14 protein-coding genes and 2 pseudogenes are annotated in these 17512 nt (G+C 52.9%); 9 read left to right on the top strand and 7 right to left on the bottom strand.

Going from position 1 to position 17512, the window contains the following annotated elements:
- Positions 1 to 174: 174 nt before the first annotated feature.
- Entirely contained in the window at positions 175 to 1164 is a 990-nt protein-coding gene (locus tag JMJ04_RS36085; protein ID WP_201375209.1) for an acetamidase/formamidase family protein, read from the bottom strand.
- Between the two features lie 301 nt (positions 1165 to 1465).
- Positions 1466 to 1597, bottom strand: coding sequence for a hypothetical protein (locus JMJ04_RS48245; RefSeq protein ID WP_268887417.1), 132 nt, complete (start codon positions 1595 to 1597; stop codon positions 1466 to 1468).
- 729 nt (positions 1598 to 2326) lie between these two features.
- On the opposite strand from JMJ04_RS48245, the gene JMJ04_RS36080 reads away from it, so the two are divergent.
- Positions 2327 to 3187, top strand: coding sequence for an NmrA family NAD(P)-binding protein (locus tag JMJ04_RS36080; protein WP_201375208.1), 861 nt, complete (start codon positions 2327 to 2329; stop codon positions 3185 to 3187).
- Positions 3188 to 3832: 645 nt separating this feature from the next.
- Positions 3833 to 5329 (top strand): annotated as a pseudogene (locus tag JMJ04_RS36075) (PAS domain-containing sensor histidine kinase); the annotation flags it as partial.
- 497 nt (positions 5330 to 5826) lie between these two features.
- Here the strand turns inward: JMJ04_RS36075 and JMJ04_RS36070 are convergent.
- A pseudogene (locus tag JMJ04_RS36070) lies at positions 5827 to 6532 on the bottom strand (IS6 family transposase); the annotation flags it as partial.
- Between the two features lie 351 nt (positions 6533 to 6883).
- Here JMJ04_RS36070 and JMJ04_RS36065 point away from each other — a divergent pair.
- The gene (locus JMJ04_RS36065) at positions 6884 to 9004 is read left to right on the top strand and encodes a WD40 repeat domain-containing serine/threonine protein kinase (protein WP_201375206.1); all 2121 of its coding nucleotides are present in this window, start codon (positions 6884 to 6886) and stop codon (positions 9002 to 9004) included.
- A 122-nt stretch (positions 9005 to 9126) separates the two neighbouring features.
- Here the strand turns inward: JMJ04_RS36065 and JMJ04_RS36060 are convergent, their stop codons facing one another.
- Complete coding sequence (locus JMJ04_RS36060) at positions 9127 to 9369, bottom strand: SHOCT domain-containing protein (protein WP_201375205.1); 243 nt, start codon at positions 9367 to 9369, stop codon at positions 9127 to 9129.
- A gap of 364 nt (positions 9370 to 9733) precedes the next feature.
- On the opposite strand from JMJ04_RS36060, the gene JMJ04_RS36055 reads away from it, so the two are divergent.
- A complete protein-coding gene (locus JMJ04_RS36055; protein WP_201375204.1) occupies positions 9734 to 10084 on the top strand; it encodes an ester cyclase in 351 nt (116 codons plus the stop codon).
- Between the two features lie 105 nt (positions 10085 to 10189).
- Entirely contained in the window at positions 10190 to 11299 is a 1110-nt protein-coding gene (locus JMJ04_RS36050; protein WP_201375203.1) for a Zn-dependent alcohol dehydrogenase, read from the top strand.
- 92 nt (positions 11300 to 11391) lie between these two features.
- Here the strand turns inward: JMJ04_RS36050 and JMJ04_RS36045 are convergent, their stop codons facing one another.
- The 3 genes from JMJ04_RS36045 to JMJ04_RS36035 all read right to left on the bottom strand — a co-directional run bounded on the left by JMJ04_RS36045 (position 11392) and on the right by JMJ04_RS36035 (position 13605).
- Complete coding sequence (locus tag JMJ04_RS36045) at positions 11392 to 11838, bottom strand: pyridoxamine 5'-phosphate oxidase family protein (RefSeq protein ID WP_201375202.1); 447 nt, start codon at positions 11836 to 11838, stop codon at positions 11392 to 11394.
- A 106-nt stretch (positions 11839 to 11944) separates the two neighbouring features.
- On the bottom strand, positions 11945 to 12553 hold the full coding sequence (locus JMJ04_RS36040) for a hypothetical protein (protein ID WP_201375201.1): 609 nt from the start codon (positions 12551 to 12553) through the stop codon (positions 11945 to 11947).
- Positions 12554 to 13152: 599 nt separating this feature from the next.
- A complete protein-coding gene (locus JMJ04_RS36035) occupies positions 13153 to 13605 on the bottom strand; it encodes an NADAR family protein (protein ID WP_201375200.1) in 453 nt (150 codons plus the stop codon).
- A gap of 215 nt (positions 13606 to 13820) precedes the next feature.
- Between JMJ04_RS36035 and JMJ04_RS36030 the strand changes: the two genes are divergently transcribed.
- The 4 genes from JMJ04_RS36030 to JMJ04_RS36015 all read left to right on the top strand — a co-directional run bounded on the left by JMJ04_RS36030 (position 13821) and on the right by JMJ04_RS36015 (position 17379).
- Positions 13821 to 14177 carry a ClpX C4-type zinc finger protein gene (locus JMJ04_RS36030; protein ID WP_476630030.1) on the top strand — a complete coding sequence of 119 codons (357 nt, stop codon included), beginning with the start codon at positions 13821 to 13823 and terminating at the stop codon, positions 14175 to 14177.
- A gap of 309 nt (positions 14178 to 14486) precedes the next feature.
- On the top strand, positions 14487 to 15329 hold the full coding sequence (locus JMJ04_RS36025) for an ABC transporter ATP-binding protein (RefSeq protein WP_201375198.1): 843 nt from the start codon (positions 14487 to 14489) through the stop codon (positions 15327 to 15329).
- A gap of 1 nt (position 15330) precedes the next feature.
- Positions 15331 to 16176 carry an ABC transporter permease gene (locus JMJ04_RS36020; RefSeq protein ID WP_236038819.1) on the top strand — a complete coding sequence of 282 codons (846 nt, stop codon included), beginning with the start codon at positions 15331 to 15333 and terminating at the stop codon, positions 16174 to 16176.
- 162 nt (positions 16177 to 16338) lie between these two features.
- Positions 16339 to 17379: an ABC transporter substrate-binding protein gene (locus tag JMJ04_RS36015; protein ID WP_201375196.1), complete on the top strand. Its 1041-nt coding sequence runs from the start codon at positions 16339 to 16341 to the stop codon at positions 17377 to 17379.
- The last annotated feature ends 133 nt before the right edge of the window (positions 17380 to 17512 follow it).

Genomic DNA, 17512 nt, shown 5'->3' with positions numbered 1-17512 from the left:
CGACCTCGATAGATGGATGACTTATTCCGCTTTCAACTATACTATGAAAACAGGACAATTTCCTTCCCATTTTTCTCTTCTTGGCAAGAAAGGCATACCATCTCTTTGCGCATCGCGTGGGCATAGCGAATGGACTCGGGCGGACTGGGGTATTCAATGTAAGCGGCTTTCATGTCACACTCCGTTCTTACTGGCATCAATTGCATCATGCGCAAGAAGCGCATGCACGCCACGAACCCCATTGACCACTTGGGTGATTCGCAAATCCATCACCAGACTGGCCAGAGCGAGTGCTTCTTTCGGTTGCAGCTGATAGAACTCACCCATTAACTGCACCATTTCTCGGGTTGCTATGGCCCAGGCCTCATTCAAATCCTCGTGAAACCCAAAGGTGAGCCAGCCTGCCGGGGTGAACGCGCGAGGCAGAGACAATTGCATATGCGTATGGAGATGGAACTCAAGCTCGACCAGCTCCATCGGACAGGCCAATGCTGGTCCCGCCACCTCTCCATCTCCTTGAACGGCATGCCCGTCACCAAGAGAAAACAGTCCTCCTTCCACAGCAATCGGCAGGTACAACCGGCTTTGTTCCACGAGTTCTTTGCAGTCCAGGTTCCCTCCGCAGAATCGTGGCGGAAAGGTGGTTTGCACGCCCGGCTCATTGGCGGGCATTCCCATGACGCCCATGAACGGGCGCATGCGAAGCGTCTGACCAAGCCGGTTATGAGCCAAGCCTTGGTTTGGGTCCAGGGACCACATCGTCGCTTGATCTCCAGTGGGTACCGTGATCACCGCCGGTGGGCCACTTGGGGCCTTTGCGAAGCCCAGCCTTTCATCCATCTGGCTGGGCAATCCAGGCCCGGCCGACCAGCCCCAAGTGCTCGTGCAGATTCGGTTGATCCGCACTTCCAAGGTCATACCCGGCTCAGCGCCACGCACGGCGAGAGGGCCAGTGAGGGCGTGGCCAAAATCTCTTTGGCGATCCCGGGGCGCGAAGTCCTGGGGAATGCCCAAAGTCTTCGCCTGTTGAAGCGCCCCCCAGCCAGCATCCAGTGTTTCATAGCGGACGGTATCGCCCGTGTCAATGGTCAGAACAGCGGAAAGGTCACGAGAAAAAAAGCCATGAAGATTCTTCGGCTCAGCCTTGAGAGAATGCACTGCCATTTTTAGCCTCTCAACACTTCCCTTGTAACAGGGAGGGACTATACAGACACACCACATCAACACCTGCATAGTACCGATCCAGTCGAGTGCTTGCCCCGATAGGACCTGACACTTCTGCCTTTCTCCGCCTCATGATGCGTCACGCGAAACATTACTCTGTGTAGCACGTTCACACTTACAGGAAGTTTGACAGACATCTCTGCCCGTGCTTGTAGAGAGTGGAGTAAAATCTATCAATCTGTAGATTTGCTAGGCTCAGAGGTAGAATAAGTAAAGAGGTTTCCTCGTACCAGGCGAAGGGTCAGCTGGACTGCTCTTCTGTCTCCTGCCACATCGGTTGCTTGGGAACCGGGTAAAAATGGGAGCGTGGGGATGTTGTGCCGCTTCCTTCTTCGGCACCAACGGCCATATCTATCGGTGGCAGATCGAACAACGGGAGTTGAATGATCCCTTCAACACGGCGTCTCCAATCGGCAGGTGCCTGATCGTCTTTTTTCCAGTAGGCCTATCGGTGTATTTTTGCGGAGCCGTTCTCCGACCCGCTGTTCAGCGCGCTCAGTTCCAACTCCATTCTGACCCCCAATCATGCGACAGGTCTGATGACCTGGAAGGAGTTTCTGGAGAGGAGTTGCTAGAGGCAGGAGAGTCGTGCCGGATGGTGGCAAGCCGGTTGCTCTTGGCACCGATCAGGATGAGGCATCGCTGAAAGGTGAGAACGACGGGGGTGATCTGCCCGAATGGCGCGACGGGGAGATGGCCTCAGAATGGGACAGCGTTTGTAGGAAGACCATTATCATTCTATAATTTTGCCAGGTAAAGCACTTCGGAGCCACATGCAGGTACGTATCCATTCAGAAGCTCCCCTTTAGCTCAAGACTTCTCGGCGTCTGCGGCATTTCGTTGGGTCATGTGTCGGTTCTGCTGGAGAGATCAGCCTGGAAATGCTCTGGAAGAATGGGGAAGAACAAGGAGACATGTGAGCGATGAAAGTCATTTGTCTGTATGGTCATTCTGACCACATGGCGTTCGAAAATGCGCCACAATCTCGGCCAGGAATGGGAGAAGTCCTGATTCGTGTCCATGTGGTAAGTGTGATGTGGCAGGAACCTACCTGGTCGGAAACCTGGAAAACACTGAATAAAGGATAGGAGGAATATGAGCGATGATTCTTGTTACAGGTGCGACAAGTGCCGTTGGAAAGGCCGTTATCAAAGAGCTTCTGGCAAGGAAGGTTCCAGTACGTGCCTTCGTGCGTAAAACAGCTGATGCCGCGAAACTACAGGCTCAGGGAGTGGAAGCTTTTTTAGGTGATATGACGAAGCAAGCAAGCGTTGTGCAGGCGCTCCAAGGAATCGAGAGTGTTTATCTCATTACTCCGGTCGCAGAGCATCTCTTAGAAACCGAGGTGCTATGGGCACAGGAAGGGAAAAAAGCCGGTATACGTCACCTCGTCAAACAATCTGAAATAGGGGCGGACCCTCAATCGTTGAGCCCATTACTGCACTATCATGGGAAAGCTGAGGACGCAATTCGTGCCTCAGGGGTACCATACACTATTCTACGTACACTTTTTCTGATGCAAAACTTTGAGCTAATGTATGCCCGGCCAATTATCACTCAGGGGATGATGTATGCTCCGCTGGCGGATGCACGTATGAGCTACGTTGATGCACGTGATATCGGCGCTGTTGCGGCACATCTGCTCGGCGAGGAGAAATACCAGTACAAGGAATATGATGTGACCGGTCCAGAGGCGATCACGTGCACACAACTGGCGGAGATATTTTCTTCGTTATTGCATACCCCGGTTCGCTATGCAACCATCTCTGACGAGGAGGCAGAAAAAGCACTCCTGGGGCTTTACTCCCCCTGGACGGCGCACGCGGTCGTTACTCTGCTACAGTTTTATCGTCAGGGCGGTGGGGACCTTGTTACTCGGGTTATTGAAGATGTGACAGCCCGCAAACCTTGTACGGTAGTCACCTACCTGACTGAACACCTACAGACCTTCCAGACAGTCTGAGTATAGTGCCCGAAACACAGTAGGCCACCAAACCCCATAGCTAAGGCTCTGTCTTTTCTACACATTTCACAATGGCAAATGGGAGGCGGCATCAGCCATATCGCACAGATCACCCGTCCCCAGACATTGGCCAAGGCACGCACAGCGACTGTGTGACTTTTTCCTTCTTTGCGCTTACGTTGATAGTACTCCAATGCCCAAGGTTTGGAGCGTGTGGATTGCCAAGCAAACTGCTGCGGAGCATTGCGCAATGGTTTGATGCAGGCATAGCGGCGATGTGCTTTGGAATAAGTGCCACTCTGATGGCCGACATCATCGATCACCACGGTGTAGTGCTTTTCGTCAGCCAAGTCGATGCCAGCGTACCACATGGGCAGGTTCCTCCTCGAGCAACAAACATTCCTGTCGCCTTTCGGATCCGACAGTTCCTATGAGCAAGCATACCCTTGCTCAAGCCCTCTCGACAGAAGTGCTTGAAAGTAGTTTAACGTAGAAGGGGGTTCCGCGTCTTCTCACATTTCTCAATGCTGTTTCGAGATATCAGAGCAGGGAGGCATCTTCCTTCCAGGGATAGGACCACATGAAAGGGATAGCTACTGCATGATGTTGAATGGAAAACAGATCAGGCATCTCACGCTTCCACTCTGGAAGGCGCTCATCAAGCATATTGCTGTGCAGAAACGTGCGGAGCAGCAGCTCAAAGAAAGCCGGGAGAACTTGCGTGTGCTGGCTGAAACGGTGCCACAGTTGGTGTGGACGACCTCGCCAGATGGCTGGGTTGAGTACTGGAATCAACGGTGGTATGACTATAGTAGTTCCTCCCCCGCACAAGCATTGGGTCATAGATGGAGCCAGTTTTTACACCCTGACGATTCTCAGCGCACCCTGAAGATCTGGCATCATGCGTGCGCCTCGGGTGAACCCTATGAGATCGAATATCGCCTCAAGGATGGACAAACGGGCGAGTATCGCTGGTTCTTAACTCGCGGGATACCGGTACGTGATGAAGGAGGCCAAATCGTCAAGTGGTTTGGCACCGCCACCGATATTGAGAATCAGAAACGAACGGAGGAAGCCTTACGCCAGAGTCAGGAGCGTATCCGCGTCCTGATCGAATCCAATATTATCGGGATTACTTCTGTCGAGATGGAAGGAGAAGTGCTCGCTGACGCCAATGAGGCGTTTCTTCGCATGACCGGTTATACCCGAGAAGAGGTGCAGAGCAGAACGTTGAACCGGGTGAAGATCACTTCCCCAGAACAAGCGCCGCTCTTCGAGCGCTCGATCCAGGAGCTCACCGCACGCGGACAGCACGCGCCCTTTGAGACCGAACTGGTATGTCAAGATGGCAGTCGTCTGCCCGTGTTGGTGGGAGGCGTTATCTTCCAGGAGCAGCCGCGCCAGATGGTCGTCTTTCTGCTGGATAATTCGGCGCGCAAGGAACTAGAACAACGCAAGGATGACTTTATCAGCATGGCCAGCCATGAACTGAGAAACCCGCTCACCGCCTTGAAGATGCAGATCCAACTGGTGCGCAAACAACTCGAAAAGCACTCCCAGCCCGAGGCGGCCACCGCGCTTGCCCGGGTGGAGGGTCCCGTCAAGCAACTGGAACGCCTGATCGCAGTGTTACTGGATGTCTCCAGGATGCAGGCAGGGAGCCTCGAGTATCGGCGGGAGCGGGTGGACCTCGACGAGGTGTTGCGGGAGGTCACCGCCACCATCCACCACCTCCATCCCAGCCATACCATCCTGGTCCGCAGGAGCGTGCAGACCAGCCTGATCGGGGATCGAGACCGGCTGGGACAGGTCTTCACCAACCTGCTCAGCAATGCCATCAAGTATTCGCCCGATGCCCAGACCGTTGAGATGGATCTCTCCGCCTCCGACGATGCGGTCACGATCCGCGTCCGCGATCATGGCCTGGGCATCCCGCGAGAACTGCGCGACAAAATTTTTGAGCGGTCCTATCGGGTCACTGATCCCAAGCGGAAAGCAATTCCGGGCCTGGGCATGGGGCTCTATATTGTGGCCGAAATCGTCAAACATCAAGGGGGAACCATCACGGTGGACAGCGCCGTTGGGAAAGGCTCGACCTTTACGGTGACCCTTCCTCTCAATGAGGGATGCCTGAGCAGTTGACGCGCGTGGCGTGCGCGTCAACTGAGATGATGATGGCGGAAGCTGTTTCGGCACGACTGCCGCCGCCATCACAAACCAGATTCTTGCGGACCCACTCGGCGTTGAATGCCCTGCCTGAATCCGGCGGCTTTGCTGCGCATCATGGCGCCTTTCTTTTGCATTCTACCTGGCTTAGGTCATGACTTTTGACGCGTCGATCAAGCGCTCGCGCAGATCGGCCAAGACATCCGCCGAAGTGCGATCGCCGGTTATCTACACTGTGGGATGAGCCTTGGGACCGGAGAATTCACAAGCCCTGTCCAGAAGGGTAGTATCAGAACTGAGCACACGGAAGTTTATCAGAGATAATCCAAACGCTGAGATATCGTTGCCTCTCGCTAGAAGCGTACGTGTATTGATAACTGTAAGGCCAGAAGACGATCGAGGAAAGCCTGTCGCTATTCTGAGGGTGAGGCTGGTTTTCTCATGGTCTTGTGAGGATGAAGGTCGTTTCGTCATTCATCAAAGACCCAGCAGACACGGGCAGCGGCGTCAACGTTTCCGAAACCATGCATGGGAGAATACCGTTGCTTGATTCCCCGATGATCTTGCTCCAAGCGATTGTTGAGGTATGTGTTCGTCCGATGCTGCACGTGTTTGCCCAAGGTTTCACACCCCGCTCGTGGATAGGAGGTATGGCCATGCGTTATCACTCGTTCCGGCGTATGGCCAACAACGGCGAGAGCCTGCTTGAAAAACCGCTGAGCGGTCCCCATGTTCCGTTTCTCACTTAGGTGCGAATCCACTAGGTTGCCATCAGCATCAATGGCACGAGAGAGAGAACACCATTTCCCTTTGACCCTTATGGAGGTTTCATCCACATACCACGACGGCCCTGCCAATCCACGTTGTTTCGTCCGCAATTGTTTGGTAATGAGTGGAGCAAACGGTCTTTCCCACTCTCGAACAGCCTCATACGTGAACTCCCAACCGCGCTCAAGAAACATATCGGCGAGATCTCGCAAGCTTAGCTTCGACCGAAGCCGCCAGAAGACAACCAGCAGAATAACGTCAGTGGGGTATTCCAGGAAATTGAAGGGTGTTCCTGTGCGCTCGCTCGTTGAAGAGGTGCTTGCAAGCTGAGCAACGAAATAGGCGAGAGCAGAGCGTTGTTTTCTGGGTTTGTTCTTTCGTGGTGGCTGAGGCGCAATGTGGAGAGTTCATGAAGCACTCCTTTTCCGATGAGTCGTTGCCCTCAGCATCCATTGCAAACGATCTTCAAGACAAGCCTTGCTCTGAATTCTGACGGAACCATCTATCTGTTCCTTTATTGTATGCCAAAATCCAGAGGTAAGGGGGCGTGGGTGGAAAACGGCGAGCTTGCGAGCCGAAATAGGTCATATGACCCACACACATTTCGTTAATTTTGTTTTAGAATATATAGATATGAATATTTGCTGCGAGGAATGGAAATACTTCTGATCCGAAGACCCTGAGCGCGCTTGTCCCGAATGGGGGAAGCGCTAGGCACGCAAGTGACATTGGGTTTCGGAATAAGATCATAGGATTATATGCATGAAAACGGATGTTCTTTACTGTCTTCAATGCGGAGCCGCGAATGATGTAGACCAGGCTGCCTGCTTTGCCTGTGATCAACCTCTGACTGATAGTGTGGAGAATGAGCAGCCCTTCTTAATTCAGGGGCGCTATCGCCTGCTTTCTCAACTTGGAACCGGCGGCTTTGGTGCTGTGTATAAAGTTGCGGACACTCATTCTAATGACGCAATTCTAGCCCTGAAACAAATTAATCTGCGAGGCCTCTCTTCTCAGCAGGTCATTGAGGCAACGGATGCCTTTAACCGTGAAGTCGCGCTCCTCTCTACTCTCAAGCATTCCAATCTTCCTCGCGTCTACCACCATTTCACCGATCCTGAGCACTGGTATCTCACCATGGATTTTATCGATGGCGAGACGCTGGAAGCCTACCTCGAACGCAAGTCTGCAACGCGCTCACCTACTTCCACTGAGCCTCTTCTGCCGCTGCCTGAGCTTCTCGATATCGCGCTTCAGCTATGTACAGTTCTTCACTATCTGCATACGCGTCAGCCAGCTATTATTTTTCGCGACCTCAAGCCTGCTAATATTATGTTGACGACGCGGCGCAAGCTCTATCTCATCGATTTCGGCATCGCGCGGCATTTTAAGCCCGGGCAGACCAGGGATACCATTCCCTTTGGCTCGCCAGGCTATGCCGCTCCTGAGCAGTACGGGAAGGCGCAGACCTCGCCTGCCTCAGATATTTATAGCCTGGGGGCGCTCCTGTACTATTTGCTCTCCGGCATCGACCCCGCCGACAATCCCTTTAACTTCTCTCCCTTGCGGCTTATCGCCCTACCTGGTGCGACCCAGCTTGAAGACCTGGTCATGTCTATGATCTCGCTTCGCACTGAGCGGCGTCCCGCATCGATCATACTTGTCGAAGGCATATTGTGTGAGATCGCCAATCTTCAACCTCCAATGCAATCGCCCAGACAGCCTATCTTTACTCCTCCTATAGCTCCTCCGCCGGGTTCGTTTCCAATGCCCGGCATGGGACAGGTGCAGATACAGGCGCCTCAATCACAGTTGCAGCCGAAACCGGCTAAGCGTCTTACACGCCGTTCTATCCTTGGCGTTGCCGTCGCTGGTACGGCGGTCGTTGTTCTGGGGGCAAACCTTTCCAAGGGATTACTTCCTCACAGGCCGCAGCCACAAAGTGTTATGCCTCCTATGCTACAACCTGCATCTAAAGATACCCAGGTGCGCTTCGCGAACTTTTCCTCTAGTGGGAAAAATGCGGCTATAGTATACAACGATAGCTTTGACGTTCTCGCGATTAACAAAGCCTCCAGTACCATAAATAACTCTTATTCATTGCAGCATGCGTCGCCCTACGACTTCTCTTTTTCTCCTGATGGGACACATATGCTTATCTCGGACATGGCCGGTTATCTTAGCGCCTGGAATGTTTCAACGAATACACCACTCTTCTCTTACCCAGTCTTTAATGCAAAAGGCGATCCCCTTACATTCCTTCTAGCCTGGTCTCCCGACAATCGCTATTTTGTCGGCGCTCGTAGTAGTAGCCTGGAGGGTTTTCAAAATGAGGTAGTCCTTTATGAGGCATCCGATCCTGGTAAAGTTGTGCGTTCCTATTCAGGTGTTCAAAGTCATATAACTTCGCTGACCTGGTCTCCCAATGGAGCATATATTGCTGCTATTGGTGGGGATCAATTGTATGTCTGGGATGTACAGAAGGCCAGCGATCCCCTGATGAGCACATCAGGGTCTGTATCGGCATCGGGCTATCTTAAAGCCTGGTCGCCTGATAGCACCAGACTTGCTTGCTACGATTCCGGGGGAAACATACAGATCTGGTCGCTGCAAGGTGGCAAGCTACAGATTCAGAGTTCCATGCAGACATATGAAAATATTGAGGACGTGGCCTGGTCTCCAGATGGAAAGCATCTGGTCTCTGCTTCCCCTTCCAGGCTTACCCTTTGGGACGTAGAGAGGGGTGCAAGCCTTAGTGTGAGAGCTATGAGCCAGTTTATCGTCGCTGTCTCCTGGCCCAAAGATGCTCAGGGAATTGTCATCCTGGACTCAGCAGGTGTAGCATCTCCTATCGATATCATTGGGGGAAGTAGCTTTGGCTGATAGAGTCTTGCCTATGAGCAGCAGAGCAGGAAACTCTTTTAGAAAGAGGGGCTCGACCTGGCTACGAGTGGCGAGGTCGAGCTATAAGGAATGGGAAAGGCATTCGGGATGCTTCCCTGAGGCTAATAGCGAGGTTGGGCCGAACTCTCCAGGCGCTCGCGCATCTGGTCGAAGGTTGTGCCGTCGATCTCGCCACGAGCATAACGCCGGCACAAGATCTCCATTGCGTTTGGTTCCCCAGGCATCTCAAAGTGTCTCTGCCTGGCTCGCCAGCCAAACCAGCGAGAGGCCCCCCAGCAGAAGAACGCTATAATGCTTACCCAGATTAACGGAAACACAGGCCAGAAGCCAGAACCCCAGTGCATATACAATCTCCTTTATTTCTTTCTCAATTTACCAATCCTTATGTGGAAACCAACGCTGCAGCCATGACTATAGCTCTCGCGCTCAGTTTCCCCAAAGGCAGTAATTTATAGTTCCTGTAGATAGAGAAAGTATAGCCTTGGAAGATGACTGGGATGTGAATTCTGGCGCCCTCTTTTGTCATTGATTTGTCATAAAAACCTTGCCTCTTTGCTTTAGAAGTAATCATGCTTCTTTCTGATGAGATTCAGCACGAGAATGGACGTAATATATAACAGATGGACTAGTGTTTATTAATAAATAGGGTCTCTCTGAGCATATGGAGTATATTCATGAGGAAGAGCAAATATTTTTAAAGGATGAAAAATGGATATTGAAACAAATAAAGGCCTTGTAAGACGCTACCTGGAGATGTGGAATACTGGAAATATGGAGCTGGCAGACGAAGTGCTTGCGCCTACATGGATAGATCATGCACATCCAGAGGTAACTGGTCCTGATAGCGTCAAGCAATCGTTGTCTCAGGTGCGAGCCGCCTTCCCTGATTTTCGGATTACCATCAAGAGCATTGTGAGCGAGGGTGACATGGTGGCGATTCGTACCACTATCCAGAGAACCCATCAAGGCAATGAGATTACCTCAGGTGTGATGTGGTTTGTGCGCATTGCCGATGACAAGATGGCGGAGATGTGGACCGGCTCCGAGACCTCAAGTTAAGCACTTTATGCGGTATAATGCCTGTAAGCCTGGCACGAGGAGATGGACAGGCTTAATGATTTATGTATGGATACATATTTGCGAGCAGTAACTAAGGAGTGTGCAATGATGCAAACACGAGCGGCTGTCTTGTATGAGGCGGGGAAGCCTATCGTTATTGAGGAGATTACGCTGGATGCGCCACGCCAGGGCGAGATCCTGGTGCGTATGGAGGCAGCGGGCGTCTGCCATAGCGATCTACATGTGCGCGATGGCAGTCTGCCTGAGCCGATGCCGATTGTATTGGGACATGAGGGCGCGGGCGTCATCGCCGAGGTTGGGCCTGGTGTAACGGGCTTCGAGGTTGGGGATCGCGTGGTTCTGACCTGGGTGCCTTCCTGTGGGCAGTGCTATTTCTGCCAGCGTGGTCAGACGCATCTCTGTACGACTGCTGGTGCCATGGGGATGCAGGGGACACTACGCGATGGCACCAGTCGTATGCACCTTGGCGATAAGAACTTGCACCACTTCCTCGCGGTCTCGTGCTTTAGCGAGTACGTAGTGGTGCCTCAGGAGGGGGCGGCAAAGATTCCCGCCGACGTGCCTACGGAGGTCGCGGCGGTCCTGGGTTGCGCCGTGCTGACCGGCGTAGGGGCTGTTGAGCGCACAGCTGGCGTGCGTCCAGGTGAGAGCGTGGCCGTGATCGGTTGTGGAGGCGTGGGCCTGAACGTAATCCAGGCGGCCAACCTCTCGGGCGCCTATCCCATCATCGCCATCGACATCAATCCCGAGAAGTTGAAGTTGGCGCAGAGTTTTGGGGCTTCACACACTATTAACTCGCGTGAGCAGGAGGCCCTGCGCGAGGTCCGGCGCATCACACAGCTTGGTGTGGACTGGGCCTTCGAGGTTCTGGGAAATCCACGCACAATAGAGCAGGCCTGGAGTCTGATTCGAGCCGGTGGCACAGCAGTCGTGGTCGGCCTCGCGCCGCGAACGTCAACGATCACACTACCCGCCTTTGAATTTATCATTGAGAAGAGCATTCGCGGCTGCTTCTATGGTTCATCACGCTTCCAGGCCGACGTCCCCGCGCTGCTCAAACGCATTCAGGCTGGCCGTATGCGCGTGGAAGGCATGGTTAGTCACACAGTTCCCCTTGATGAGCTGGAGACGGCCTTTGAGCGTATGCGCCGTGGCGATGGCGCCCGCACCATTATTCGCTTCCCCAGCGCGTAATCTATGCATTATTCAGAGCGCTACTGACGTACGCGCCTACGCCAGGGTACTACATCTGGCCCAGAGGCGTAGGCGCGTACGTCAGTAGCGCTCTAATCATCCTCGATCTCAAAGCGTCCATTTTTTTTTGCCAGGCGGATGCGGTAGATTGCGCTGACGAATGAGGTGGCTTGTGAATCGACCTTACGCATCTGGTGAACCGATTGGCCACTGGCTATGAGGGTCATTTCACGTTGCATCAGCAGGTTAGCAGCCTGTGCCGCCTCTTCTCCCTCAAGCTCTTCAAAGGTGCCCCAGGCCATGACGCTACGCCAGTTGGCAAGGTTCTGCACATGGTCTATTTCAAAGCAGACTTCGGGATGGGCTCTCAGCACCTGAAGCTTCACTCCTTCGAGCGAACAACCATAAATATACTCGCCGTCATAGACATAATTGATGGGGTAGACATAGGTCTTGCCCTCCGCATGACAGCCAAGGCGCCCAATCATCTCCGTGTATAGCATTTCCTCGATTTGCGTGTTACTGAGCTTGCCAAGCATACCTTCGCTCCCCTCTCTCAAGAGAACGCTTACTTTACTTTTAGTGTTGCGCTTCACCACAAACAGAGGAGTAACAATTGGGTATTGAAGGCGATATCTGTATTATTTAATATCTTGTCTGGACCACTGTGACCTGGGCGTAACGGCGCTTCAAGGCTCCGTTCAGGAGTACGGCATTCAAGATGACTGCGCCGATAACGAGCGGGATATCGCAGAAGAGGCCAATCCCTAAAGTGAATACGGCGAGGCCGATCAACACAGGCCAGTAAACGACGAAGCTACAGACGAGCAGGACGATGCCGGTAGTGGTTTCGCCCGCCATGAGCCATCCGACCCCATAGATGCCAAGAAAGAAATTGAGCAGGACCTCTACGATGACGGGTGTATTACTCGTTTGTGCATTATTGACGACGGTAACGTTCGTCATTTGCTGGTAGGTTGGAGGATATTGAGGCTGGCCGTAGGCGTAGCTCTGCTGCTGACCCATGTAGCCTGCTTGCGCTGAATTGTAGCCCGGTGCGGCATAGCTTTGCTGCGGCGCGGCATAACCCTGCTGCGGATATGAATATCCTGTTGCAGGAGGAGCATTATTGGGTTGTTGTGGTGCATAATCGGGGGCCTGGGGATATGAGTTTGGCATGGGGAAGGAAGCACCGCAGTTGGGGCAGATTGCTGCATTATAGGGGGCAACTACGCCACAGCTTGTACAATTCATTAGAGATTCCCTCTTTCATTATCAGAAGTTATTAAGAATAATTGAGCTTATTAAAGTGGCCTGCGAATTGTAGCATATAAACGCATCTATTGCAATAAAATTGGGATTGCTTAGCGTACCGTGATAATCGCGTTGCAGATGTCTGCAAGCGTGAGGAGTCCGCAGGTCAGGCCAGAGTTGCCCTGAACAATCGCGAGTTGTACAAGGTCGATCTGAGGGAGATTCCAGCAGTCTCAGAGCATTGATCACATGCATTTTCTGCATTGATTGAATGAGGGAGAGCAGGGAGAAGGGTTGATTGGGTTGTGCCTGGTACATCCAGTGGTAGAAGCCCTGGAGATGGAGCACCCCTATGACTGTGTCCAGTGTTTCTTCATAAATGACTATGCGTGTATAGTTGAAGTTTTGCAGCCGAGTAAGTAGTTATCTCGCTTTAGCAAAAAAAGAGAAAGGCCACAAATTTGTGGCCTTTCGCAATTGACATATTAAATACTAACATATTTGTGGCTAAAAGTCAAGGTCATTTTTGCCAATTTGGTAATAGCTGGCTTGCGCAAAAGCCAGCTATTGCTCATCTCCTGAAGCTTATAGTTAATAGTCTATGTTAGGGAGGGTAAGGAACTCAGCTCCATACGTATCCGCATCAGAAGTTGTCCCAACTTGTTCTGTCCGCTGCCATCGCTGCCACACCCCCAATAATAATCGCTGGGAGCGTTCTCGATCAATTCTTCTGCCCCAGTCGCGAGGAGAAGTTTGCGCAGCTGGGTGTGTAACTCGAACTTGCGACGAACCGCTTTAAGCATAATTTCGTCCTTCACCTGCTCCCAATCGGGACGCAGGGGATGTTGGCGACTGCGCCCCAGGTCGGCGGCCTGCTTGGGCGTGAAGGCGATACGAATTTTATTAGCGTAGGGCGTACCTGCGAACTTCTGAGCCTGGAAGTAGTGCTCTACGGTTGGCCACCAGGCCCCATCCAGGTCGATGCCGTGCCGAGAGAAATTGGAGAAGCAGCCATGTGGTTCTTCGTGAGCCGTGTAAAAATAAATAGGCATAAATGTAGGACCTCCTGTCCCTGAATCTGCTGCCAGGATAGCAGCCTTTGCCAGGAATAAGATAATTGCCATTTGCGGCTTGAGAATACTCTCTATAAATATAAATCGCATAGAGCGCCAAAACGTAGCACTGTTTTTTGAAATTGCTCACACTTGCTCGATTAAACGCTCCCAATACTCAGGTGTAACGCTCACCTGTATATCACAATGGAAAACTGAAAGCCTTCAGAAAGGAATTATGGCAAGCGTTATGCAGCATTCTGGCAGGGGAAGAGATGAAGAATCAGGGCGAGAAGAGCATATGCCCGACCCATCTTTTGCTGGGCTTGATGAACGAAGGTGAGGGGATTGGCGCGGGTCTGCTCCGCTCGTTAGGCATCAGTCTCTTGCAGGCGCGCACCGTGCTCACATTACCTACCGCTCAGCAGACCTGCTCCTTCTGTGGGCGTAGCGGTTCCCAGATTGCTCATCTCTTCCCATCTGAGATCGGTATCGCTGAAGGCAGTTCGCCCAATACTTTTATCTGCGATCAATGCGTACAGCGTTTCCACGCCATGCTTGGGACAGCCTAGAAGGGTCATCATCAGGGAAGGCTATTTATAGAACGCGGTCTCCATAGGCGGCAGTGTGTTTATACATTGTTTATGCCGGTGGGGGCCGCGTTTATGCGTTGTTTATGCCTTCCTGGCTATACTTACCAGCACAGGCATAGAGTATAGCTTATCGTCAACGAAGGCAGGCGCGCCTGTACCCTGTGTACACAACCACAACCCATTAGCTCAAAAGCAATTGTGCTCATATAAAAGAACGACTTGAACTGGTAGCACAAGGTGGTGCCAGCAGACCATTCAAGAAAGGGGTTGGGTAAAATTACTCTCTCTATGACAAACACATCAACTACTCTGCAATCTGAGTCGGGCCTGGGGACGCCTGCCATTGAATTGCGCAATGTGACCAAGCGCTTTCAGACGCCAAATGGCCAGGCATATACCGCTTTACGCGACCTCTCCCTCAATGTAAAGCCCGGCGAGTTCTGTGCCGTTGTTGGTCCCACTGGTTGCGGTAAATCGACGACCCTGGGTCTGATCTCTGGCCTGGAGAAGCCAAGCATTGGCGAGGTCGAGGTGATGGGCAATCCCGTCCAGGGCATTGACCCTCGTATCGGCTATGTCTTTCAGTCGGACGCGGTCTTCCCATGGAAAAACGTGTTGCGCAATGTCGCGACCGGCCCTCTCTTCCGTGGTGTTCCCAAGGCCGAGGCCTTTGAACGTGCGCGCGACTGGATCGCCCGCGTCGGCCTCTCTGGTTTTGAGGATCGCTATCCCCATCAGCTTTCAGGCGGTATGCGTAAACGCGTAGCTCTGGCCCAGACCCTTATTAACGAGCCACAGATTATTCTAATGGACGAGCCATTTAGCGCTCTGGACGTGCAGACGCGCATCCTGATGGAGGATGAGCTACTGAACCTGTGGTCCGCCACCTCGGCCTCCGTTGTCTTCGTCACTCACGATTTGGAAGAGGCCATCTCCCTGGCCGACAAGGTCTGTGTGCTGACCGCTGGCCCCGCAACGGTCAAAGGTATCTACACCATAGACCTGCCGCGCCCGCGCAACCTGACGGAGATCCGTTTTGATCCGCATTTTGTCCATCTGTATCAAGAAATCTGGGAAGCTCTTCGCAACGAGGTGGTCATTAGCTATGAAAGAAATAAGCAGAAAGCCTGAGATGGCAGTAAATGAGGCTGAGGCCAGCATAGTGACAAAAGCACGCCAGGCCAGAATTCGTCAGCGCATCATCGTTAACACCCTGCGCATTGGCTTGTTGATTGTGCTCGTCGGTGGCTGGGAGCTGCTCTCGCGCCTGAATATTATCGATCCCTTCTTCTGGGGACAGCCCTCGGGTATCTGGGCACAGCTTGTCACCTGGGTAACTCAGGGGACCGCGCAGGGACCATTGTGGGTCCAGATTGGTGCCACGCTTGAGGAGACCTTCATCGGCTTTGTGATTGGCGTTGTCCTGGGCGTTATCTCCGGTGTTGTCCTGGGGCGCAACCACTTCCTGGCCGATATTCTCAGCCCATATATTAAGGCTGCCAACGCCATTCCGCGCGTTGTGCTTGGCTCAATCTTCGCCATCGGCTTGGGCCTGGGCATCCAATCCAAGATTGCTCTTGCCGTCGTGCTCGTCTTCTTTATTGTCTTCTTCAATGCCTTCCAGGGCGTTCGTGAGGTAGATCGTAACCTGATCGCCAACGCTCGTCTGCTTGGTGCGAGCAGCCGGAAGGTCTCGACCGAGGTCATTATTCCTTCGGCGCTGACCTGGATTATTGCCAGCTTACATACCAGTTTCAGCTTCGCTTTGGTGGGTGCCGTAGTTGGTGAGTTTATCGGCTCGACCGAGGGCCTGGGCCTGATGATCCAGTCCTCGCAGGCGAACTTTAACGCCAACGGTGTCTTCGCGGCAATGGCGATTCTCGCAGCCGTAGCCCTGATCATGGAGTTCCTGGTGACCGCGCTAGAGAATCGCTTGATTACCTGGCGGCCAAACACGGTGAAGGATGTCACCATCTAAGATCTTATTCCGAAACCCAACGTCACTGGCGTGACTAGCGCTTCGCGCTCAGGGTTTTCGGAGAAGAAGTAAGCCGTGATGTATGAGGTGCATACGTTAAGATGCGCAAAGGAGCGCTATCTTTGCACGTATATTTATCAAAGATGAAAGAGGAGAAACCCTATGAAAACATGGAAGCGCAGCGTCTGGGCCAGCTTAATGCTGAGTATGACCCTGGCTCTCGTTCTCAGCGCCTGTGGCGGTGATAGCGGTAGCACCAGCGGCGGGGGTAAGACGCATATCTCAATCATGGTTGGTGGCTTGAGTAAGCAGATTTATTTGCCAAACATGCTTGCCAAGCGCCTGGGGTATTTTGATCAAGCTGGTCTGGATGTGACCCTGATCGACGAGGCGTCCGGTCAGTCTTCCGAGAACCAGGTGCTCGCGGGCCAGGTAGACGCTGGTTCGGGCTCGTATGATCATACCATTGATCTCCAGGCCGCTGGCAAGGGCATGGAGAGCGTAGTACAGCTCGATGTTGCCCCTGGCGAGGCCGAAGTTGTCTCCGCCAAAGAGGCAGGTCAGATCAAGACCATCGCCGATCTCAAAGGCAAGAACCTGGGTGTGACTGAGCTGGGTTCGGGCACACAGAATCTGACGATTGCGCTGCTGGCCAAGGCTGGTATCTCGCAGGACCAGGTACATTTCATTCCTGTGGGCGCTGGCGATACCTTTATCGCGGCGATGCAGCAGGGGCGTATCGATGCTGGTATGACCACCGAGCCGACCATCTCGCGCCTGACTACCAAGGGCATTGGTAATGTCCTGGTGGACCTGCGTACGCCTGAGTCGACCTCGGCTGCCCTGGGTGGCCCTTACCCCTTCATCTGTGTCTTCATGAAGAACGAGTATGTCAACAGCCATAAGGATACTGTCCAGAAGCTGGTCAACGCGTATGTGAAGACCATGAAGTGGATTCATACCCATAGCGCGGAAGAGATTGCTGCGCAGATGCCTGCCGATTACTATGCTGGCGACAAGGATCTCTACATCACGGCCCTGAAGAATCAGTACGCGATTTACAGTCCTGACGGCAAAATGCCCCAGGGTGGTCCCGAGTCGGTGCTCAGCGTAGAGAATCAGACCAAGCCTGACGTTAAAAGCAAGACGATTGATTTGAACAAGACCTACACCAACGAGTTCACCGACAAAGCCAACAGCTAAACGTCATTTCCCCTGTAGATGCATCAATATACGTAAACCTTATCCTCCAACGAGCAGGGAGCCAACCGCGTGGTTGGCTCCCTGCTCGTAAATTTTTTTGGATTATACTCCACTGGATGTACGGCTCTTGAAT

Origin of the sequence: Ktedonobacter robiniae, assembly GCF_016587375.1 — a bacterium.
Classification (GTDB): domain Bacteria; phylum Chloroflexota; class Ktedonobacteria; order Ktedonobacterales; family Ktedonobacteraceae; genus Ktedonobacter; species Ktedonobacter robiniae.
This window is presented reverse-complemented; position numbering and strand designations above follow the sequence as displayed.